Raw genomic sequence first — 21,990 nt, 5'->3', positions numbered from 1 at the left:
AAGTACCCCCTGGGTTCGCCCCCTCCGCGCGCTGCATGCTCTCCTCATGCGAACTCAGGTCGGGATCATCGGGGCGGGCCCCGCGGGTCTGCTCCTCTCCCACCTCCTCCACCTGCGCGGCATCTCCTCCGTCGTGCTGGAGCGGCGCAGCCGCGACTACGTGGAGCGGCGGGTCAGGGCAGGGGTGCTCGAACAGGGCACCGTGGACACGCTGGTCGAGGCGGGCGTCGGGGACCGGATGATGCGCGAGGGGCTCGTGCATCACGGCATCGAGCTGCGTTACGGCGGCTCGGGGCACAGGATCCCGTTCGAGAAGCTGGTGCCCGGCCGCTCCATCACGGTGTACGGCCAGCAGGAGGTGGTCAAGGACCTGATCGCCGCCCGGCTCGAGGCGGGCGGCGACGTCCGGTTCGAGGTCGAGGACGTGGCCGTGCACTCGCTGGAGGCCGAGCCGTACCTGACCTTCGGCGGCGAGCGGCTGGACTGCGACGTGATCGCCGGGTGCGACGGCTTCCACGGCATCTCGCGGCCCTCGATCCCCGAGGGGGAGCTGACGTTCTTCGAACGGGAGTATCCCTTCGCCTGGCTGGGGATCCTGGCCCGCGTCGCGCCCTCGTCCGAGGAGCTGATCTACACCAGGACCGAGCGCGGCTTCGCCCTGCACAGCATGCGCTCGCCCACGATCAGCCGCTTCTACCTGCAGGTCCCGCCGGACGCCTCGCTCGACGACTGGCCGGACGAGCGCATCTGGGCCGAGCTGAGAACCCGCCTGGAGTCGGTGCCCGGCTTCACGCTGTCGACGGGCGAGATCGTGGAGAAGGGCGTCACGCCCATGCGCAGCTTCGTCGCCGAGCCGATGCAGTACGGCCGGCTGTACCTGGCCGGGGACGCCGCCCACATCGTGCCGCCCACCGGCGCCAAGGGGCTCAACCTGGCCGTGGCCGACGTCCGGGTGCTGACCGACGCGCTCGACCTGTTCTTCGGCACCGGCTCGACCGAACTGCTCGACGGCTATTCGGCGGCGTGCCTGAAGCGGGTCTGGCGGGCGCAGCACTTCTCGTGGTGGATGACCACGCTGTTGCACACCTTCGAGTCCGACGACGCCTACGGGCGGCGGCTGCAGCTTTCCTACCTTGACTACGTGACCTCCTCGGAGGCCGCGGCCACGACACTGGCGGAGAACTATGTGGGGATGCCGTTGTGAACAAGCTCGTTGAGTCGGCCGCGGCGGCCGTCTCGGTGATCGGCGAGGGTTCTTCCATCGCGGTGGGCGGGTTCGGGCTCGCCGGGGTGCCGTCCGTGCTGCTCCGCGCGCTGCTGGCCGGCGGGGTCGGCGGGCTGCACGTGGTGTCCAACAACTGCGGCACCGACGGGCGCGGGCTCGGCGAGCTGCTTGCCGCCGGGCAGATCGCCCGCGTCACCGGGTCCTACGTGGGGGAGAACAAGGAGTTCGCCCGGCAGTACCTGGCCGGCGAGGTCGAGGTCGAGCTGATCCCGCAGGGGACGCTGGCCGAGCGGCTGCGCGCCGGGGGCAGCGGGATCCCTGCCTTCTACACGCCGGCCGGGGTGGGGACCCTGGTCGAGTCGGGCGGGATCCCGTGGCGCTACCACCCCGACGGGACCGTGGCCGTGGCCTCGCCTCCTCGCGAGGTGCGCGTCTTCGACGGCGTGCCGTACCTGCTCGAAAGGTCGATCGTCACGGACTTCGCGCTGGTGCGGGCCCTGAAAGGCGACATTTACGGAAATCTCGTGTTTTCGAAGGCCGCGCGGAACTTCAACCCGCTGGCCGCCATGGCGGGGCGGGTCACGATCGCCGAGGTCGAGGAGCTGTGCGAGCTGGACCCGGCCGAGGTGCACCTGCCGGGGATCTTCGTGCGGCACGTGGTGGCCCTGACCCCCGAGCAGGCCGCGGACAAGCCCATCGAGAAGAAGGTCGTGCGTTCCTGATGCCCTGGAGCAGAGATGAGATCGCGGCCAGGGCGGCGGCCGAGCTGCCCGACGGCTGCTACGTCAACCTCGGCGTCGGCCTGCCCACGCTGATCCCCGGCCACCTCGGCGACCGTACCGTGGTGATCCACTCGGAGAACGGCATCCTCGGCGTCGGCCCCTACCCTCTTGCCGAAGAGGTGGATCCCGACCTGATCAACGCGGGGAAGGAGAGCGTCACGGTCACCGCCGGGGCCTCCTACTTCGACTCGTCGCTGTCGTTCGGCATGATCCGCGGCGGGCACGTGGACGTGGCGGTGCTCGGCGCCATGCAGGTCTCTGCCCGCGGTGACCTGGCCAACTGGGCCGTCCCCGGCAAGATGATCAAGGGCATGGGCGGGGCGATGGACCTCGTGCACGGCGCCCGCCGCGTGCTCGTGGTGATGGAGCACACCGCCCGCGACGGCAGCCCCAAGCTGCTGCCCGAATGCACGCTGCCCCTGACCGGCAAGGGGTGCGTGAACCGGATCATCACCGACCTCGCCGTCATCGACGTCACCCCTTCCGGCCTCCGCCTCGTGGAGACGGCGCCCGGCGTGCGCCCGGACGAGGTGCGCGCCGCGACAGGAACGGAGCTGCTCCCGTGACCCACCCTCCCTACCTGAGCCCCGCCTACCGCAGCACCGCGCTGCGGGCGCCGTCGCAGAAGCCCGTGCCGTTCACGGCCGACCCGGACGCGATCGAGCTGACCAGCCCGGTCTTCGGCCACGAGGAGGTCGGCGAGCTTGACCACGACCTGACCCGCCAGCACACCGGCGAGCCCATCGGCGAGCGGATCATCGTCACCGGGCGCGTCCTCGACTCAGGCGGGCGGCCCGTGCCCGGCACCCTGGTCGAACTCTGGCAGGCCAACGCCGCCGGCCGCTACGCCCACCCCGTCGACCAGCACCCGGCGCCGCTCGACCCCAACTTCACCGGCGCGGGACGCTGCCTGACCGACTCGCTGGGCAACTACCGCTTCGTCACGATCAAGCCCGGCGCGTACCCGTGGCGCAACCACCCCAACGCCTGGCGGCCCGCGCACCTTCACTTCTCGGTCTTCGGGCGGGCGTTCACGCAGCGGCTGGTCACCCAGATGTACTTCCCCGGCGACCCGCTGTTCCCCTTCGACCCGATCTTCCAGTCCATCCCCGACGAGGCCGCCAGACAGCGGCTCATCTCCACGTTCGAGCTGGAGGTGACCGAGCCGGAGTGGGCCCTCGGGTACCGCTTCGACATCGTGCTCGGGCGCACCCCCATGGAGGCGTGATGACCACCCCGTCGCAGACCGTGGGCCCCTTCTTCGGCCACGCCCTGCCGTACCCCGGCGACTGGGAGCTGACTCCTCCCGGGCACCCCGGTGCGATCACCTTGACCGGGCGGGTGCTCGACGGCGCGGGTGAACCGCTGCCCGACGCGCTGCTCGAACTCTGGACCGGCACTCCCGGGCCGGGGGGCGCGCTCGTGCGCACTCCCGGGGCCGTGTCCGGGTTCGGGCGGTGCGCCACGGCTGCCGATGGTTCGTTCAGATTCCGTACGGCGCGCCCCCGCGGGCCGTACCTCTCCCTCCAGGTCTTCGCCCGCGGGCTGCTGCGGTCGCTGCTGACCCGGGTCTACCTGGCGGACGTGCCGGACCCGCTGCTCGACTCGCTGGAACCCGCGCGGCGTGCCACGCTCATCGCCTCCTCTGAGGGAGACTCGTACCGCTTCGACGTGCGGTTGCAGGGGGCGGGGGAGACGGTATTCCTTGAGTTCTGACCTGCTCGCGCCCGTGGTCGCGGGGACCAGGGCGGCGGGCCTCACCTCGGACTCGGCCTGGGTGCGCGCCATGCTGGAGTGCGAGGCCGCGCTGGCGCGCGCCCAGGCCCGCCTGGGCCTCATCCCCACGACGGCCGCCGAGACGATCACCCGGGTCGCCTCCACCCTCACCCCCGACCCCGCTACCCTCGCCCTCCACTCCCGCACCTCCGCCACCCCCGTCCTCCCCCTCCTCACCACCCTCCGCGCCGCCCTCCATGAGGCAACCACCACCCCACCTCCCAGCGGCCCACCCCTCGGCCCCGCCGCAGGCCCACCCTCTCCCACCGCCCCAGATGTCCGACCTCCCGTGGGTCCTACCGGTGACGCGCCGTCCCCGGACGTCCCTGACGGCACCTCAGGTCCTTCACCCGGGCCCGCATCTCCTGGTAACCCACCCGCCCACCTTTCCGGCGGCGACGCCTCCTCACACCTCGGAGCCGATCCCTCCCCGGCCTCCGAGGCTCCTGGCGGCGCTGCGTCCCCCCAGCTTCCCGGGGACGCGGGTTCCTGGGGTCCCGATGGTTTGGCGGCGGAGTTTGTGCATCTGGGGGTGACGAGTCAGGACATCGTGGATAGTGCGGCGATGCTGGTGGCGTCGCGGGTGGTCGGGGTGATCCTGGAGGACCTGGGGACCGTCATGCGGACCCTGGCCGAGCTGGCCGACACCCACCGCGCGACCGTGATGGCCGCACGCACGCTGGGGCAGCACGCCGTACCCACCACGTTCGGGCTCAAGGCCGCAGGCTGGCTCGCAGGCCTGATCCGGGCCCGCGACGCCCTGACCGCACTCCGCTTCCCGGCCCAACTCGGCGGCGCCGCCGGGACACTCGCCGCCATGACCGAACGCGGCTGGGACCCACTGGCCCTGTCAGACCTCTACGCCGCCGAACTCGGCCTGGCCGCCCCCGCCCACCCGTGGCACACGGAGCGCTCCGTCGTCTCCTCGCTGGGCGCCGCTCTGGCCGGTACGGCGAGCGCCCTCGGCAAGCTGGCCACCGACGTGATCCTCCTGGCCCAGACCGAGGTGGGAGAGGTGGCCGAGTCAACCGAGGGCGCTTCGTCGGCCATGCCGCACAAGCGCAATCCCGCCCTGTCGATCCTGATCCGCTCGGCCTCGCTCCAGGTGCCCGCGTACGCCCAGGTGCTCTACGCGGTGGGCGAGCACGAGCGCTCGGCCGGGGCGTGGCAGGCCTCGTGGCTTCCACTGCGGGACTGCCTGCGGCTCACCGGGGGAGCCACGGCCACGGCGGTTGAGCTGGTCGCCGGTCTCCAGATATTTCCGGACAAGATGCGAGCCAACGCCGCGCTCACAGGGCCCGGCCTCGTCTCCGAACGGCTCGCCGTACATCCCGATGCCGACCAGGACCCACGCGGCTACCTCGGCGCGGCGTCGGAACTGATCGACAGAATCCTGGGAGAGCTGTGAAGCTGCACCACCGCATCGACGGCCCGTCCGGAGCACCGCTCCTGGTCCTCGGCCCCTCACTGGGCACCACCCTGGACGTCTGGCGCCCCCTGCTTTCCCGCCTCACCCGCTCCTACCGAGTCCTCCGCTACGACCTCCCCGGCCACGGGCTCTCCCCTTCCCCCACCGCCCTGCCCACAGGCAACCCCGCCCCTCTCACGAAGGACCCCGCCCTTCCAACAGCGAAGCCAGCTCATCCCCACGAGACGACCCACCCCAACCCGAGACCGTCGACGACCTCCCCGAACACATCCGACCTCCCTGAGCCGGGCACAGGCATTTCCCCCACGGAGACCGACCAACGCCCTGCGCAGACCGACCAACGCCCTGCGGAGGCCGCGGGGCTGTCGGTGGAGGAGATCGCGGGAGCCGTACTGGAGCTCGTGGAGGACGAGCGCTTCGTCGTGGGAGGGATCTCGCTGGGCGGCGCGGTGGCCGCGGCGATCGCGGCCCGAGTGCCGGAGCGGGTGACCGGGCTGGTGCTGTGCTGTACGTCGGCATGGTTCGGCGAGCCGGGGCCGTGGCTCGACCGGGCGGCGCTGGTGCGCAGGGAAGGGGTACGGGTGCTGGCACCGGCGCTGGCCGAGCGCTGGTTCACCAACGGCTTCGACAGCGGCTGGGTGCTGGACATGCTCGACCAGGTCGACCCCGAGGGCTACGCGGCCTGCTGCGAGGCCCTCGCGGCCTTCGACCTGCGCGACCGCCTCCCCACGATCAAAGCGCCCACCCTGGTCATCGCCGGCTCCGACGACCCCGCCACCCCCCTCGACCACTCCCTCACCCTCACCAAGGCCATCCCCAACGCCACCCTCACAGTTCTCCCAGGCTCCGCCCACCTGGCCCCCGTCCAACACCCGGAGGAAGCCACCCGAGCCATCCTCACCTTCCTCCAGTACGACCAGCCCTCCATAATCCCCACCCCTCCCACGCACACCACGGACGCAGATGCCCCGCGCTCCGGGGATGCCGTGTCTTCCGTGAGTGCCGGGGATGACCCGCGCTCGCTGGGTGTCGGGGATGAGCGGTGGGTTGCGGGGATGCGGACTCGGCGGGAGGTGTTGGGGGACGAGCACGTGGATCGGGCCGTGGCCGCTACGACGCCGTTCACCGCTGACTTCCAGGAGATGATCACTCGATACGCCTGGGACGGCATCTGGAACCGTCCGGGCCTCGACCGCCGGACCCGCAGTTGCGTCACGATCACCGCCCTCGTCGCCCGGGGCCATCTGGAGGAGCTCGCCATGCACGTACGGTCCGCCCTCCGCAACGGCCTCACGCCTGACGAGATCAAGGAGGTCCTGCTCCAGACCGCGGTGTACTGCGGCGTCCCGGCCGCCAACTCCGCCTTCGCCATAGCCCAGCGCGTCCTGGCCGAGTATGCGGCCGACAAGCCGAACCCTGCCTAACCTGATCGATCGGGCAGCAGCGGCCGGGTGCACGGCTGCCGGACGAAAAGGCGTGCGACCTGACGCGACGCGTGGCCGCGCGCCTTGTGTCCGAACCTACGATTGGTCGTCGTAATATGGTGACCTGAGTCCGGAGTTTCGATCTAGGCGAGGGGGAGTATGGGCAGTTCAGTCCGTATCCCCTTTGGAGGCTTGCTCCTGTTCGTCCTACTCGTAGCGGGGGTGTGTGGAATGCACACCTTCGGTCATGTCACCCCGTCCCCGGGGATGGCGATGCCCGCATACGAGCACATCCAGGACGCGTCCTCGACGGCCTCGAACGATCACCGGATGCCTGACCCGAGCTCCGTCTGCCTCGCCGTACTCGTGCCACTCCTGGTGCTGATGCTGATCGCGGCGGCGGGGCGGGCATGCCGTACCCGAGAAGAACCCTCCTGCGGCGGGATCGTGACCCTCCCCGTGGTCAGACCGCCACCGCAGCCCACGCTGACCCTCCTGTCGGTGCTGCGCATCTAGGCCGGCTGTCGCGCGACAGACGACCTTTCACCGCATCACCGAAGGAGAACCATGACCAACCGCATCATGCTCACCGCCCTGGCAGCCGGGACACTCGCTGTGCTTACGGCGTGCGGCACGACTTCCCACGACATGGCCGCCATGCCGACAGCCACTGCCTCGGCGGCGACTTCGCATGACATGTCCGCCATGTCCTCGCCGTCGGGCTCCGCCGTGGGCTACAGCGACGTGGACGTGATGTTCGCGCAGATGATGATCCCGCACCACGAACAGGCCGTGGAGATGGCCGACCTGGCCGCCACCCGCGCGCAGAACAAGGAGATCAAGGACCTGGCCGCCAAGATCAAGGCCGCCCAGGACCCGGAGATCCAGACCATGCGCGGCTGGCTGGAGGCCTGGGGCAAGCCCGCCCCGTCCGGCGGGATGAGTCATGACATGCCCGGCATCATGTCGAAGGCGGACATGAAGAAGCTCGAGTCGGCCAAGGGCGCCGCCTTCGACCGGCTCTTCGCCCGCCTCATGATCGCCCACCACAACGGTGCGATCGACATGGCCCGCACCGAGCAGGCCCAAGGCTCGAACGACCAGGCCAAGTCCCTGGCCAAAACCATCGAGTCCGCCCAGCAGGCAGAGGTAACCCAGATGCAGTCCCTCCTCACCCGCCTCTAACCACCCGGGCCGCGGCCCCAACCGCGGCCCCTACCTGGCCGTACGGCGAGCGCCCGCTCTCGGCACCACGCCGCACCGCGCGCCACGTCGTCCGGTGAGTGCCCCTCGTGTGGCGATCCCCGAACCCGATACCGCCTACGACGAGATCAGGGGTCGCGCCGCCTGACAGATCCCCTGTGGTGGCGCGGTACGAAGGGCGCCACGGCAGATGCGCGGTGCCGTAACGAAGCAGGGCACCGCGTCGGCGTGGTGATGTACGGCGAAGCCCCGGGCGCGGCAGGCTCTGGCGCGATGCTTGGGCGGGTGCCCGGGGGTCGGCTGGCCGATTCAGGGCGCCGAATCTCGCGGTAGGCCCCAGGCGCCGGGTCGATGGGGGCCCGGCGTCCCTGGGTGGGGTTAGAGGGAGTGGAGGAAGGCGAGGCTGTCGGCGGGGGTCAGGGCGTAGATGGTCAGTTGGTCCATGGCTACGCGGTATGCCTGGACCTCGTCGGGCTTGTCCAGGTAGAGGGCGCCTGTGAGGTGTTCCAGGTAGATGACGTCGGGAAGGTCGCGTTCGGCGAAGCGGAGGAGGGTGAAGCCGGGGCACGTGACGTGGCTGGCCTTGGAATACGGCAGTACCTGGATGGTGATGTGAGGGTAGGTCTCCGCTGTTTGGATGAGGTGGTCGATCTGGGCTCGCATGACCTCCTCGCCGCCGATGGGGCGGCGTAGAGCCGCCTCGTCGATCACCGCCCACAGCTGAGGGCCGTCGGGCTGGTCGAGGAGCTGGCGGCGGCGGGCGCGCAGGGAGACTCGCTGGGACGTTTCCGCGTCGGACGAGTCGGGATGCTGGAGCGCCAGGAGGTTGCGCGCGTAGTCGTCGGTCTGCAGCAGCGGGGGAAGGAACTGGATCTCGAAGGCGCGGATGATGCTCGCCGCCTCCTCCAGCGCCACGTACGCCTCGCCCCAGGTCGGCAGCACCGGGCTGTAGTGCTGCCACCAGCCGGGCGCGTTGGCCTCGCGGGTCATCTCCAGCAGGGACGCGCGTTCCTCCTCGCTCACGCCGTACAAGGTCAGCAGGTCGCGGACGTCGCGCTCCTTGAAACCGACCCGGCCGAGCTCCAGCCTGCACATCTTGGATTCGGACGCCCGGATCACATGCCCGGCCGCGTCTCGGGTGAGGCCGCGTGCCTCGCGCAGGCGCCGCAGGTGGCCGCCGAGGAGGATGCGGACCACCGTGGGTCCGCCATTGGCTTCGTTCATCCGGTGCGCCGGCGCTGTACTCACGCAGACCATTGTGCTAGGTCGGCGCCCCAAGTCGCGGTAATTATGGCGCAATGGGTCGCTCTGCAATTGCATCTGCACTTGAACATGCAATGGCCGCAAGGCAGGATATGAGTAGGTCGAACGCCTCGTGGGGGGCGGATAACATCTGCGCCGTTATCCGGTCCTTCGACCTCGATGCCCCCCGGGCCCGGGCGGTGGCCCTCGCCGACGCGTGCGCATCGGACCCCACCGCCCGGGATTTTTCATGCCCCCTGCTCAAGCCGTACGGCAGGCCGCAACGCAACCCGGCCGGGCGCCCTGACCGCCCCACGGCACTCCACGCCCCGGTCCGGTAAGACGTGGTCGAGATGAGCGGCGGCCTGAAGGAACTACCTGAAGGAACTATGGGACGCGGGCGAGGCCGCCGAGGAGCCCGGGAAGGGTGAAGTCAGGCTGGATGTCGTGCCAGTCCGGGCGCCACGCCTGCACGGGCACGATCCCGGGCGACTCGAGTTCGAGCCCGTCGAAGAGCGAGCCGACCTGCTCCCGCCCGCGGGGCGTGATCGAGCCGGGCGTGGCCGCGCGGTAGACCGACTGACCGCGCTGGATCGTGTCCTGGGTGAGGCTGCCCGCGTAGCTGTGCGAGACGGCCACGTAGCTCCCAGGGACGAGCGGTTCCCGCAGCGCGGTGACGATCGAGGCGGCCTCCTCCTGGTCGGGCACGAAGTGCAGGATCGCGAAGAGCAGCAGGGCGACGGGCCGGCTGAAGTCGATGTGCGAGCGCAGCACGGGATGCTGGACGATGCCCTTCGGATCGTGCATGTCGGCGTTGACGACGATCGTCTGGGGATTGTCCGTCAGCAGCGCCCGGGCGTGGACGAGCACGATCGGGTCGTTGTCCACGTAGACGATCCGGGCGCCGGGCGCCGCGTCGAGCGCCACCTGGTGCACGTTCTGCTGCGTCGGCAGCCCGGTGCCGATGTCGACGAACTGCCGGATCCCGTTCGCGGCCAGGGTGCGGACGACGCGGATCAGGAACTCCCTGTTGTCCTTGGCGATGTCCTTGATGCTCGGGACCAGCTCGATGATCTTCTCGGCCGCTTCCCGGTCTGAGGCGAAGTTGTCCTTCCCGCCGAGGTAGTAGTCGTACATGCGGGCCACGCTCGGCACGGTGGGGTCGATCCCCGCCGGAGCGCGCTCGTCCTCGGCCATCACGCCGCCTTTCCGGTTGTCTGAAGGAATCCTACGGACTTCCTGTGAGTCCGCGCGATCTTTCTTCAGGAACGAGGGACCTGGCCAAGTAGCCGCGCCGACTTGACTTTGTCCGCGCGCGACCCCGGCGGGCGCTTCTCGGGCAGATCGCGCGCTCCTAGCGTCGGAGTCCACGCCGGCTGTGACGGAGGTATGCGGTGATCCATCAACTCATCTTCGCGGCACCGAGGCCGGGAATGACCGAGCGGGAATTCCAGCAGTACTGGCTGAACGTGCACGCCATCAAGTACGCGAGCAAGATTCCGCAGATCAGGAGATACCTCATCGACACCAGGATCCCGTTCTTCGAGGACGAGGGCGAGCCTCTGTGGAGCGGCGTGGCCGAGATCTGGCTGCGCAACGAGCAGGAGCAGCTGGAGTCCCTGCAGACGCCGGAGTTCCTGGAGGGCGCGCGCCGCGACGAGCCGACGTGGGCGGCGTTCTGGCGCACGGTGGTGCTCGACACCGACGCCCACGAGCTGGTCCAGGGCCCCGAGGACGCCGAGGGCGTGAAGCTGATCGTGCTGGTCAAGCGGAAGGAGGGATTGCCGCTCGAGGACTTCCGCGCCCGTGCGCTCGACACGCACGCCGAGCTCGTCAGAAAGGTGCCGGGCCTGCGTCGCTACCTGCAGTGCCACACCCGCGACGGCTTCTACGGCATCGGCGAGGCGGTCCTCGACGCCGCCTTCCAGCTCTGGTTCGACGACCGTGAGGCGCTGACGGCGGCGCTGGCCTCGGCCGAGTTCGCCAAGGCGCAGGAGGACCTGCACGCTTTCGTCGAGCCCCGCTACATCCACCGGATGGTCGTGACCGAGAACTGGGTCATCGGACCGGAGGCCCGCTGATGGCAGGCTACGACTACGTGGTCGTCGGCTCCGGCGCGGCGGGCGCCGTGGTGGCCGCCAGGCTGATCGAACGCACCCAGGCCACGGTGCTGCTGCTCGAGGCGGGCGGCCCCGCCGACAGGGAGGCCATCAGGCGCACCGACATCCCGTCCATGATCTCCCTGTGGGGCGACGCGGACGTCACCTGGACGCACATGACCGAGCCGCAGCCCGGGCTGGACGGCCGGTCCATCGCGCTGCCGCAGGGCCGCGTGCTGGGCGGCGGCACGTCGGTCAACGCGATGCTGTACGTGCGGGGCAACCGGCGCGACTACGACCACTGGGCCGAACTGGGCAACGAGGGCTGGTCGTACGACGAGGTGCTGCCGTGCTTCAAGCGCGCCGAGGACTACGAGGAAGGCGCCGACCACTTCCGCGGCGCCGGCGGACCGGTCAAGGTCTCGCGCGTGACGAGCCCGTCGGCGGTGTCGAAGGCGTTCATCCAGGCGGCGCTCGAGCTCGGCTTCCCCGGCGGGGACGACTGGGACTACAACGGCTACCGGCAGGAGGGCGCGTTCTTCTACCAGTCGACCAGGACCAAGGACAACGAGCGGTCGAGCAGCTCGGTCGCCTACCTGGAGCCGCTCATCGGCCATCCCCGGCTGACCGTGGAGACGGGCGCCCGCGCCACCCGGGTGCTGCTCGCCGGCTCGACGGCCACGGGCGTGGAGTACGTCAGGAACGGCAGGCTGCACCGCGCCGAGGCGAGCGCCGAGGTGATCCTGTCCGGCGGCGCGCTGGCCACGCCGAAGCTGCTCATGCTGTCGGGCATCGGCCCGGAGGAGCACCTGCGCGACCTGGGCATCGAGGTCGCCGACGACCTGCCGGGGGTGGGCGCGAACCTGCACGACCATCTGATCCTCGGCGTGGCCTACGCGGCCTCGGTCGACCTGCCGCAGCCCGAGCTGCTGGCCGAGGCGGGCCTGTTCCCGCCCGCCGACCCCGACCTGCAGCTGCTGTTCGGACCCGTGCAGTTCGTCGAGGACGCCTACCGCGTCGACGGTCCCGTCTTCACCTTCGCCCCCGTCCTGGTACGGCCGCGCAGCAGGGGAACCCTCACGCTGAGATCCACCGATCCCGCCGACCTGCCGCGCGTCGATCCCCGCTACCTGGAGAACGAGGCCGACCTGGAGACGCTCGTGCGCGGGATCGACCTGTCGAGGGAACTGGCGCACACCGCCGCGCTGTCGCCGTTCCGCGACCGTGAGAGCGCGCCCGGACGCAGCGCGGACCTGCGCGCGTACGTGCGGGCCACCGCGACCACGGTCTGGCACCCGGTGGGCACCTGCCGGATGGGCCGCGACCTCATGGCGGTCGTCGACCCCGAGCTGCGCGTGCACGGCATCGAACGGCTGCGCGTGGCCGACGCCTCGATCATGCCGACCATCCCCGCAGGCAACACCGCCGCCGCCACCATGATGATCGGGGAGCGCGCGGCGGACCTGATCGCGTGAAGGAGCAGGCCGTGGCCGACACCTACCGCTACATCGTCATCGGGGCGGGCGCCGCTGGCTCCGTGCTGGCCGCCCGGCTCAGCCAGGACCCCGACGCCACCGTGCTCCTGCTCGAGGCGGGCGACGCCAAGGTCACCGACGCGGTCAGGACGCCGCACCGGTGGAACGAGGTGCTGCTCACCGAGCTGGACTGGGCCTACATGAGCGAGCCGCAGCCCGGACTGGGCGGCACCCAGGTCTACTCGGCGGCCGGCCGCGGCCTGGGCGGCACCTCGAACGTCTACCACATGATGCACACCTGGGGCCGCCCCCAGGACTACGACGACTGGGCCTACCACGGCTGCCCGGGATGGGCCTTCCGTGACGTCCTGCCGTACCTGCAGAGGCTGGAGGACCAGCAGGACGGGCACAACCCGCTCGGCGGCAAGGGCGGCCCGCTGACCGTCGCCGACGCGGCCGACACGGGCAACCCGGTGTCGCGGACGTTCATCGACGCCTGCGTGGAGCTCGGCCATCCGCGGCTGGACGACTTCAACGCCGGGCTGTTCGGCGCCGGGTGGCACCACGTCAACATCAAGGACGGGCTGCGACACGGCGCCCGCGAGGCCTACCTCGACCCCGCCCTGGTGCGGCCCAACCTCACCGCGCTCGACGGGGCGCCCGCGACGCGGCTGCTGTTCGAGGGCGACCGGTGCGTGGGCGTGGAGTACCGCAAGGACGGCCAGACGCGCACGGCACGGGCCGAGGGCGAGGTCGTCGTGTGCGCGGGCGCGATCCAGTCGCCCAAGCTGCTGCTGCTGTCCGGGCTCGGGCCGCCGGAGCAACTGGCCGAGTTCGGCATCGGCGTGCGGGCCGACCTGCCGGGCGTGGGCGCCAACTTCCACGACCATCCGCTGGTCATCGGGCCGATCGGCTATCTCGACCGGCCGGGCGAGGATCCGCGCGGCAACGTCACCGAGGTCGCGCTGTTCTGCGGCTCCGAACCCGGCCTGCCCGTGCCCGACCTGGAGATCTGCCTGGTGCACCGGGCGCCGTTCGGCGAGAAGTTCTTCGCCAACGTGATCCGCCGCGTCCAGACGGGCCAGCCGGTCGCCGACGTCACCGAACTGGTCGACCCGCACGTGATCCTCAGCCTGACGGGCCTCGTCCGCCCCGTCTCACGAGGATCGGTACGGCTGGCGAGCGCGGACCCGGGAGCCTACCCGCGCATCAACGCCGGCTACTTCGACGATCCCGTCGACCTGGAACGCACGGTCACGGCCGTGGAGATCGCCAGGGACATCTACCGCACCAGGTCCTTCGCCGAGGAGTGGAAGCTCGCCGAGGTCGCGCCGGGCCCCGAGGTGGCCACCAGGGACGACCTGCGGGCCTGGGTCAAGGCCAACACCGGCTCCTACTACCACTTCGCGGGCTCCTGCCGGATGGGCACCGACGCGCACGCCGTCGTCGACCCGGAGCTGCGCGTGCGCGGCGTGGACGGGCTGCGCGTGGCCGACGGCTCGATCATGCCGTCGCTGGTCAGCGCGCACCCGCACACCACGATCGTGATGATCGCCGAAAGGGCCGCTGAGTTAATCACCGGATGAATCGAATAAGCGGCAGCCGCCCCCCGGGTATTCGGAGGGCGGCTGCTGCTCGCTGCCTGTTCACCTGGATGTCATAGATAGAAGTGGCGGTGCCACGATAAACGCCTCCTGTTACTCGCCCCGGGTATTCGAATAATTAGAAATTGGATATTTCCGGATATATAGGGGCGGCGTTATGGCGATTCTCGCGGACTTGTATGCTGACGGAACCTGGCTCACTCCTCTCTGCGAAGACCTGTTCGCCTCCTTCCTCCGCTCGGACCAGCGCCGATGGGGCGAGGTATACGTCCAGGGCCTGGTCTCGGTACCGGGCCGCAAGTCCATCCGCCGCATCTCCGACCACGTCGTCGGGCGGCCCGTCGACCAGTGCCTGCAGCAGTTCGTCAACCAGAGTCCGTGGGACTGGGGCCCGGTACGCCAACGCCTCGCCCAGCTCCTCGTCCAGGCCATCCGGCCCAAGGCCTGGGTGCTGGAGGAGGTGGTCTTCCCCAAGAACGGCTCCAAGTCCGTCGGGGTCGAGCGGCAGTTCGTCCACTCCGCGGGCCGGGTCATCAACTGCCAGCTCGGGCTGGCCGTGGTCCTGGTCGGCGAGGACGGGGGATGCCCGGTCAACTGGCGGCTCATGCTGCCGCGCTCCTGGGACGACGACGACGGCCTGCGCAGCAGGACCCGCGTCCCGGCGCAGGAACGCTGCAGGCCGCGCTGGAGACACCTGCTCGACGCCATCGACGAGATGGTGATCGACTGGGGCCTGCCGCCCGCGCCCATCGTGGTGGACGCCCGCTCGACGCCCGGGGTCGAGCCCCTCATCGCGGGCCTGGCCGAGCGCGGCCTGCCGTACCTGGTGCGGGTCGCGCAGAACGCGCTGCCGGCGATGGCGCCAGGCCTGCCCGCGCGCCCGCTGCTCGAGCCGATCAGGCCCCGCCTCTACGCGATCCAGGGCCGCGGCCTGCGCCCGGCGCTGAGAGGCGCCTACGGCCCGGGTACGGCCCGGCCGCACGACGCCGTGGCGCGGGGCGCGGGACGCCAGGGCCTGCCCCGCACCCCCGAGCACGGCGCGGCACGGCCCACCCGCACGCCCGAGCGGCACGCGGCCGACGGGGCGGCGCGCTCGCGCGAGCACCGGCAGCAGGGCGCCGTCAGGACCGGCACCCGGCCCATCTGGCTGACCGACGTGGGCCGCAACCGGGTGCCCGACCTGGCCGGACTGGTGGGCCTGCGCAACAGGGCGCTGGCCGAGCTGGGCGCGGCGGGCGAGTCGGGTCTGCAGCACTTCGAGGGACGTTCCTTCCAAGGCTGGCATCACCATGTCACGCTCGTGTCCGTGGCGCATGCCTACCGCCTGCTGCGCAGGCTCGAGGGAGAGAGCGCGGAGGACCTGTGTCTGTTGCCCCATGGGTGAACGACCGGCTTCGCGGGATGGAGCTGTTCGCCGAACTGACACCTGAACAGCTCGGCTGGCTCGCCGGCGCCGGCACCCTGCGGGAGCTGGGCGACGGCGAGCCGCTGTTCCGCGAGGGTGAGCAGGCCGACGGCTTCTTCGTGCTCTTCCGCGGCGAGATCGTGATCACCAAGCTGCTCGACGGGCGCCAGGAGGTGCTGGCCAGGCACGGGGGGCAGCGGCTCGAGCACAGCTTCACCGGCGAGCTGCCGCTGCTGACCGGCGGCGAGTACCTGGCCACCGCGCTGGCCGTCGGATCCGCGCAGGTCATGTGCTACGACCGGGCGGCCTTCTTCGACATGCTGGAACGCTGCCCGCAGGTGAGCAGGGTGCTGCTGCCCGTGCTGGCCGAGCGCATCAACGCGATGGAACGGCAGGCCGGGCGCAGCCGCATGCTCCAGGGGCTCGGCCGGGTGGCGGCCGGGCTGGCGCACGAGCTCAACAACCCGGCCGCCGCGGCGCTGCGGGCGGCCGGCGACCTGCGGGCGGGCGTCCCAGGGCTGGCCGCCGCCGCACGGGACTGGGGCCGCCTGGCCACCGACGCCGAGCTCCAGGTGCTCGACGGGATCCAGGACCGGCTGTGCACCAGGCGCCGCCTGGATCCCCTCGCCGCCGCCGAGGCCGTGGACGAGGTGGCCGACTGGCTCGCCGACCACGACCTCGACGAGGGACCGCCGGACGACCTGGACGAGGTGCTGGCCGAGCGGGGCGCCGGCAAGGCCCTGCTCGACGAGCTGGCCGCGGGCGTGCGGCCCGAGGCCCTGACTGCCGCCCTGACACACCTGGCGTACGCGCTGCGGACCGGGGCGCTGGCCGAGGAGTCCGCCGAGGCCGGGCAGCGCGTCGTCGAGCTGGTGCGCCGCATCGCCACCTACACCAATCTTGACCGCGCCCCCGAACAGGACGTCGACCTGCGCGAGGGGCTGGAGGCCACGCTGGCGCTGATGGCGCCGCGGCTGCGCGACGTGCGGGTGCACCGGGACTTCGGTGGCCTGCCGTACCTGAAGGTGTTCCCCGGCGAGCTCCACCAGGTCTGGACGAACCTCATCGACAACGCGGTGGACGCCATGGGCGGCCGCGGCGAGCTGACGATCAGCACCCGGCTGGAGGGCGACCACGCGGTGGTGGAGTTCCTCGACAGCGGGCCCGGCATTCCCGACGACGTGCTGCCGCTGGTGTTCCAGCCGTTCTTCAGCACCAAGGACGTCGGCAAGGGCACCGGGCTCGGGCTGCACGTCAGCAGGGACATCGTCGCGCAGCGGCACGGCGGCACCATCGAGGTCACCTCGGGACCCGAGGGCGCCAGATTCACCGTACGGCTGCCGGTGGACCGGCACGACGTCGGACATGACTGAATTCTGACATGGTATTCGACTCGTTCTGTCAGTCACCTGACGAAGTGCCGCGGACAATTATCGACTTGACGCAATGGCCCCGCCGGCCTTGTCGTTGAATACGGCACCTTGTTTGAATTCTTTTCATGCCACGCACCATTCTTATTGTTCTCTCCGAGTACGGATATTGGGGAGAAGAGCTGGTCGGGCCGCTCGCGGCCTTCGACAAGCGGGACTACCGGAGCGTGTTCGCCACCCCGACGGGCAAGCGACCGCATGCCCTGCCGCCGAGCCTGGATCCCGGCTACGTCGATCCTCCGCTCGGCCGTTCCGTGACCACACCTGAGGTCGCGGTGGCCGCAAGGCGGCTGGACGAGTCGAGCAGGCTGGACAATCCGATCAGCCTGGCCGAGTGGATTCCCGAGCGTCCCTACAACAGCGCCGACGGATATCTGAGAAAGGTCGAGGCCTACTACCGCGAGGTCGAGCACCTGGACATCGCCGAATACGACGCGCTGGTCATCGTGGGCGGCAGCGGTCCGATCGTCGACCTGGCCAACAACGGCCGCGTGCACGACCTGATCCTGGCCTTCCTGCGGGAGGACAAGCCCATCCTGGCCGAGTGCTACGGCATCGCCTGCCTGGCCTTCGCCCGTGACTGGGAGGACCGCAAGAGCATCCTGTGGGGCAAGCACGTCACAGGGCACTGCAAGGAGTACGACTACAAGGACGGCACCGGCTTCCTGGGCGTCGACTTCAACATGGGCCCGCCGCCGTACCCGCTGGAGTACATCCTGCGCGACGCCACCGGCCCCGACGGGCGCTACCACGGCAACGTGGGCAAGGAGACCTCAGTGATCGTGGACTATCCGTTCGTCACCGGCCGCTCCACCCCCGACTCCTACCTGTCGGGCGAGAAGCTGGCCGAGGTCCTCGAGTCCGGCCTGCGCCGTTACGGCTGGTGACCATGGCCGCCCGCCCCGCCAAGAACGCGATCTTCGAGCAGTTCGCCGCCGACGGCATCACCCTCATGTTCGGCAACCCGGGAACCGTCGAGCAGGGCTTCCTGGACGTCCTGGAGGACATGCCGGACATGGGGTACGTGCTGGCGCTGCAGGAGTCCGTCGCGGTCGGCATCGCCGACGGCTACGCCCGCGCCACCGCGGGACCCGCGCTGGTCCAGCTGCACAGCGGCGTCGGGCTCGGCAACGGCATCGGCATGCTCTACCAGGCCAAGCGCGGCCACTCGCCGCTCGTGGTGATCGCCGGCGAGGCCGGCGTGCGCTACGAGGCGATGGACGGGCAGATGGCCGCCGACCTGGTCGCGATGGCGCGGCCGGTGACCAAGTACGCCACCAGGGTCACCCACCCGGGATCGGTGCTGCGGGTGCTGCGCCGCGCGGTCAAGACGGCGATGACGCCGCCGCGCGGCCCGGTCTTCGTGGCGCTGCCGATGGACGTCCTCGACGAGCTGACCGACGAGCCTGCCGTGCCCAGCACCATCCCGCGGCGGTCGGCGGTGCCCGTCGCGGAGGACCTGGACCGCGCGGCGGCGGTGCTGGCGGCGGCCGAGCACCCCGTCATCCTCATGGGCGACGGGGTGTCGGTCTCCGGCGCGCAGGACGAGCTGACCCGGGTGGCCGAGGCGCTGGGCGCGCCGGTGTGGGGGGTCGACAACTCCGAGGTCAACATCGACGCCACCCACCCGCTCTACCAAGGGCAGCTGGGCCACATGTTCGGCGAGCACAGCGCGGAGATGATCAAGGACGCGGACGCCGTGCTGATCGTCGGCACCTACGTCTTCCCCGAGGTCTTCCCGCTGCTGACCAGCCCGTTCAGGCCAGGGGCCAAGCTGGTCCACATCGACCTGGACGACTACGAGATCGCCAAGAACTTCCCCGTCGACGTCGCGCTGGTGGCCGACCCCAAGCCCACCCTGGCCGCGCTGGCCGCGCGGTTGAAGCCCTCGGGCAGGCCTGCGGTGGTACGGCCGGCGGAGATCTACGCCGAGACGATGATGGACCTGTTCTGCGCCGAGCTGGCGCGCCGGGCCCCCGACGGGCTGGTGGTCTTCGACGAGGCGCTGACCGCCTCGCCGGCGCTGACCAGGCACCTGCCCGGCCGTACCCCCGGCGGCTACTTCGCCACCAGGGGCGGCTCGCTCGGCGTCGGCATCCCCGGCGGCATCGGCGTCAAGCTGGCCCGCCCCGAGTCCGAGGTCGTCGCCTTCACCGGTGACGGCGGCAGCATGTACACCATCCAGGCGCTGTGGACCGCCGTCAGGTACGGCGTGGCAGCCCGGTTCGTGATCTGCGACAACCGCCGCTACCAGCTGCTCGACGACAACCTGGAGCAGTACTGGCGGGAGCGGAACGTCGACACGCACCCGCACCCCGAGGGCTTCGACCTGTCCCATCCCGAGATCGACTTCGTCCGGCTGGCCAGGAGCCTCGGGGTTCCCGCCGTCAAGGTCGACAAGCCCGCCAAGGTTGAGTCGGCCGTCGGGCGCATGCTGGCCGAGCCCGGGCCGTTCCTCGTCGATCTCGTGACGACGTGAGAGGTGTCATCGTGAGTGACCAGCGACTGGCGGGCCGCACGATCGCGATCCTGATGGAAAGTGACTTCGTCGAGCCCGAACTGCACTACTACCAGCGCCGCTTCACCGAGGAGGGCGCCCGGGTGGAGTTCGTCACCCGGCTGTGGGGCCAGAGCTCCCTGACCTTCCACGGGCACGAATACCGGCAGCCGTTCACCGTGGCGGGCGACCTGGAGAGCGTGGACCTGGACAGGATCGACGCGCTGATCGTCCCCTCGGGCATGGTCTCCGACCGGCTGCGCTACACCGAGGACGTCAACCAGCTCCCGCCCGCGGTGCGGCTGCTGAAGGACGCCTTCGCCGACCCGCGCATCCTCAAGGGCGTCATCTGCCACGGGCTCTGGCTCGTCTCGCCGATCCCGGAGGTCGTCGAGGGGCGCCGACTGACCTGCCACAACAACCTCGTCGGCGACGTGCGCAACATGGGCGCGCTCTACACCGACCAGGACGTCGTCGTGGACCGCGACCTGGTCACCGCCCGCACCGCCGACCACTGCCACGTGTTCGCCCGCATGATCATCGACCTGCTCGCGGCCGAGCGCAGCACCCTGCTGACCGGGTACCGGCCCGACTTCACCTTCTCCGACCTGGTCGCCGGCTACGTCACCGCCTTCGACGGCCAGACGATCGACCTGCGCACCAACGACGACAGGAAGGTGCAGGTACGGCTGACGCCCACCATGTCGGCCGAGTTCGTGCGCAACCTGGCCGAGCCCTACATCGACGCCTCGGGACACCTGGACCAGCTGCTCACCCCGGGCAGCTACCTGTTCGCGCACGGCATCTTCTATCCCGAGCACGACGAGTACACCATCGAGGCCAAGGCGCTCACCTTCCTGGGCCGGCACCCGGGCGAGTACGCCTTCGAGCAGCCCGACTGGTGGGTCAAGCAGATCCACGAGCTGGGCAAGTTCTACCGCAGGGCCCAGTTCGGCCCTGACGGGCCGATCGACTACGCCGCCTACCGGACGATGCTGCGCCTGGGCGGCGAGAAGATCGACCAGTTCACCCAGGAGACCGACACGATCTCCCGGCTGATCTACGGCATGTCCAGCGCCTACATGCTCACAGGCGACGAGGACTTCCTCGAGGTGGCCGAGCAGGGCACCGCCTACCTGCGCGCGCACATGCGCTTCGTGGACCGCGACGAGGACGTCGTGTACTGGTACCACGGCATCGACATCCGCGACGGCATCGAGCACAAGCTGTTCACCTCGGAGTTCGGCGACGACTACGACGCCATCCCGATGTACGAGCAGATCTACGCGCTGGCCGGGCCCACCCAGCTGTACCGCCTGACCGGCGACCCGCGCATCGCCTCCGACATCGACGGCACGCTGCGGCTGTTCCAGAAGTTCTTCCGCGACCCGGACAAGGGCGGCTACTACAGCCACATCGACCCGATCCTGCTCGACCCCAACCACGAGTCGCTCGGCCCCAACCAGTCGAGGAAGAACTGGAACTCCGTCGGCGACCACGCCCCGGCCTACCTGATCAACCTCTACCTGGCCACCGGCGAGGAGCGCCACGCCGACATGCTCGAGGAGACGTTCGACCTGATCGTCAAGCACATGCCGCGCGGCGACAGCCCCTACGTCCAGGAGCGCTTCCACGCCGACTGGACCCCGGACACCAGCTGGCACTGGCAGCAGGACCGCGCGGTCGTGGGCCACAACCTGAAGATCGCCTGGAACCTGATGCGGATGATGTCGATCAGGCCCAAGGACCGCTACCGCGAGCTGGCCGCCCAGATCGGGCAGAAGATGCCCGCCTTCGGCAGCGACCCGCAGCGCGGCGGCTGGTACGACGTGGTCGAGCGCAAACTCGCCCCCGGCCAGCGCATCCACCGCTTCACCTGGCACGACCGCAAGGCCTGGTGGCAGCAGGAGCAGGCGATCCTGGCCTACCAGATCCTGGCCGGCAACACCGGCGACCCGGCCTTCCTGCGCAGGGCCAGGGAGTCGGCGGCCTTCTACAACGCCTTCTTCCTCGACCATGACGAGGGCGGCGTCTACTTCAACGTGCTCGCCGACGGCCACCCCTACCTGCTCGGCACCGAGCGCTTCAAGGGCAGCCACTCGATGAGCATGTGCCACGCCGCCGAGCTGTGCTTCCTGGCCACCGTCTACCAGCGGCTGCTGCTGGACAGGAAGCCGCTGACGCTGCACTTCAAACCGCGGCCCGACGGGTTCACCGACCGGGTCCTGCGGGTCGCGCCCGACGCGCTGCCGCCGGGGCGGGTGCGGCTGGAGTGGGTGGAGGTCGACGGCCAGCCGTACCAGCTGTTCGACGCGGCCGCGATGACGGTCAAGCTGCCCGACTCCACGGCGCCCGTGACGGTGCGGGCGCACCTGGCGCCGGTCGAGGAGTGAGTGGAC

General features: G+C 70.4%; 19 protein-coding genes. 17 read left to right on the top strand and 2 right to left on the bottom strand.

Translation table 11 applies throughout. From position 1 onward, the window contains the following. Positions 1-46: 46 nt before the first annotated feature. The 9 genes from KIK09_RS14495 to KIK09_RS14455 all read left to right on the top strand — a co-directional run bounded on the left by KIK09_RS14495 (position 47) and on the right by KIK09_RS14455 (position 7,821). Positions 47-1,204 carry a 4-hydroxybenzoate 3-monooxygenase gene (locus KIK09_RS14495; RefSeq protein WP_214319720.1) on the top strand — a complete coding sequence of 386 codons (1,158 nt, stop codon included), beginning with the start codon at positions 47-49 and terminating at the stop codon, positions 1,202-1,204. Beyond that, entirely contained in the window at positions 1,201-1,947 is a 747-nt protein-coding gene (locus KIK09_RS14490; protein WP_214319719.1) for a CoA transferase subunit A, read from the top strand. The genes KIK09_RS14495 and KIK09_RS14490 overlap by 4 nt, the downstream gene beginning before the upstream one ends. Next, a complete protein-coding gene (locus KIK09_RS14485) occupies positions 1,947-2,573 on the top strand; it encodes a 3-oxoacid CoA-transferase subunit B (RefSeq protein WP_214319718.1) in 627 nt (208 codons plus the stop codon). The genes KIK09_RS14490 and KIK09_RS14485 overlap by 1 nt, the downstream gene beginning before the upstream one ends. Beyond that, complete coding sequence (gene pcaH / locus KIK09_RS14480; protein ID WP_214319717.1) at positions 2,570-3,235, top strand: protocatechuate 3,4-dioxygenase subunit beta; 666 nt, start codon at positions 2,570-2,572, stop codon at positions 3,233-3,235. Before KIK09_RS14485 ends, pcaH begins: the two co-directional genes overlap by 4 nt. Further along, positions 3,235-3,723, top strand: coding sequence for a dioxygenase family protein (locus tag KIK09_RS14475; protein ID WP_214319716.1), 489 nt, complete (start codon positions 3,235-3,237; stop codon positions 3,721-3,723). The genes pcaH and KIK09_RS14475 overlap by 1 nt, the downstream gene beginning before the upstream one ends. Beyond that, positions 3,713-5,191 (top strand): lyase family protein, encoded by a 1,479-nt coding sequence (locus KIK09_RS14470; protein ID WP_250573182.1) that lies wholly within the window; start codon positions 3,713-3,715, stop codon positions 5,189-5,191. Before KIK09_RS14475 ends, KIK09_RS14470 begins: the two co-directional genes overlap by 11 nt. After that, positions 5,188-6,636: a bifunctional 3-oxoadipate enol-lactonase/4-carboxymuconolactone decarboxylase PcaDC gene (pcaDC, locus tag KIK09_RS14465; RefSeq protein ID WP_214319715.1), complete on the top strand. Its 1,449-nt coding sequence runs from the start codon at positions 5,188-5,190 to the stop codon at positions 6,634-6,636. Before KIK09_RS14470 ends, pcaDC begins: the two co-directional genes overlap by 4 nt. A 330-nt stretch (positions 6,637-6,966) precedes the next feature. After that, positions 6,967-7,152: a hypothetical protein gene (locus KIK09_RS14460; protein ID WP_214319714.1), complete on the top strand. Its 186-nt coding sequence runs from the start codon at positions 6,967-6,969 to the stop codon at positions 7,150-7,152. Positions 7,153-7,203: 51 nt separating this feature from the next. Beyond that, the gene (locus KIK09_RS14455) at positions 7,204-7,821 is read left to right on the top strand and encodes a DUF305 domain-containing protein (RefSeq protein ID WP_214319713.1); all 618 of its coding nucleotides are present in this window, start codon (positions 7,204-7,206) and stop codon (positions 7,819-7,821) included. Positions 7,822-8,217: 396 nt separating this feature from the next. On the opposite strand, the gene KIK09_RS14450 is transcribed toward KIK09_RS14455, so the two are convergent. Then, the gene (locus tag KIK09_RS14450) at positions 8,218-9,087 is read right to left on the bottom strand and encodes a Sco1979 family transcriptional regulator (protein ID WP_308164090.1); all 870 of its coding nucleotides are present in this window, start codon (positions 9,085-9,087) and stop codon (positions 8,218-8,220) included. 381 nt (positions 9,088-9,468) lie between these two features. Further along, positions 9,469-10,278 carry an SAM-dependent methyltransferase gene (locus tag KIK09_RS14445; RefSeq protein ID WP_214319712.1) on the bottom strand — a complete coding sequence of 270 codons (810 nt, stop codon included), beginning with the start codon at positions 10,276-10,278 and terminating at the stop codon, positions 9,469-9,471. Between the two features lie 236 nt (positions 10,279-10,514). Here KIK09_RS14445 and KIK09_RS14440 point away from each other — a divergent pair, with 236 nt between their 5' ends. The 8 genes from KIK09_RS14440 to KIK09_RS14405 all read left to right on the top strand — a co-directional run bounded on the left by KIK09_RS14440 (position 10,515) and on the right by KIK09_RS14405 (position 21,984). Continuing rightward, positions 10,515-11,162, top strand: a complete 648-nt coding sequence (locus KIK09_RS14440; RefSeq protein ID WP_214319711.1) for an EthD domain-containing protein — start codon at positions 10,515-10,517, stop codon at positions 11,160-11,162. After that, positions 11,162-12,655 carry a GMC family oxidoreductase gene (locus KIK09_RS14435; RefSeq protein ID WP_214319710.1) on the top strand — a complete coding sequence of 498 codons (1,494 nt, stop codon included), beginning with the start codon at positions 11,162-11,164 and terminating at the stop codon, positions 12,653-12,655. Before KIK09_RS14440 ends, KIK09_RS14435 begins: the two co-directional genes overlap by 1 nt. Before the next feature lie 11 nt (positions 12,656-12,666). After that, entirely contained in the window at positions 12,667-14,241 is a 1,575-nt protein-coding gene (locus KIK09_RS60005; protein ID WP_214319709.1) for a GMC family oxidoreductase, read from the top strand. Between the two features lie 175 nt (positions 14,242-14,416). Then, complete coding sequence (locus KIK09_RS14425) at positions 14,417-15,643, top strand: IS701 family transposase (RefSeq protein WP_443678879.1); 1,227 nt, start codon at positions 14,417-14,419, stop codon at positions 15,641-15,643. Next, positions 15,622-17,037 carry a sensor histidine kinase gene (locus KIK09_RS14420; RefSeq protein ID WP_214319707.1) on the top strand — a complete coding sequence of 472 codons (1,416 nt, stop codon included), beginning with the start codon at positions 15,622-15,624 and terminating at the stop codon, positions 17,035-17,037. The genes KIK09_RS14425 and KIK09_RS14420 overlap by 22 nt, the downstream gene beginning before the upstream one ends. 125 nt (positions 17,038-17,162) lie before the next feature. Then, a complete protein-coding gene (locus tag KIK09_RS14415) occupies positions 17,163-17,981 on the top strand; it encodes a type 1 glutamine amidotransferase domain-containing protein (RefSeq protein WP_214319706.1) in 819 nt (272 codons plus the stop codon). A gap of 2 nt (positions 17,982-17,983) precedes the next feature. Then, a complete protein-coding gene (locus KIK09_RS14410; RefSeq protein ID WP_214319705.1) occupies positions 17,984-19,573 on the top strand; it encodes a thiamine pyrophosphate-binding protein in 1,590 nt (529 codons plus the stop codon). Positions 19,574-19,584: 11 nt separating this feature from the next. Beyond that, positions 19,585-21,984: an AGE family epimerase/isomerase gene (locus KIK09_RS14405; RefSeq protein WP_214319704.1), complete on the top strand. Its 2,400-nt coding sequence runs from the start codon at positions 19,585-19,587 to the stop codon at positions 21,982-21,984. The last annotated feature ends 6 nt before the right edge of the window (positions 21,985-21,990 follow it).

The sequence above is a fragment of the Nonomuraea sediminis genome (assembly GCF_018531495.1).
Taxonomy (GTDB): Bacteria; Actinomycetota; Actinomycetes; order Streptosporangiales; family Streptosporangiaceae; genus Nonomuraea; species Nonomuraea sediminis.
This window is presented reverse-complemented; position numbering and strand designations above follow the sequence as displayed.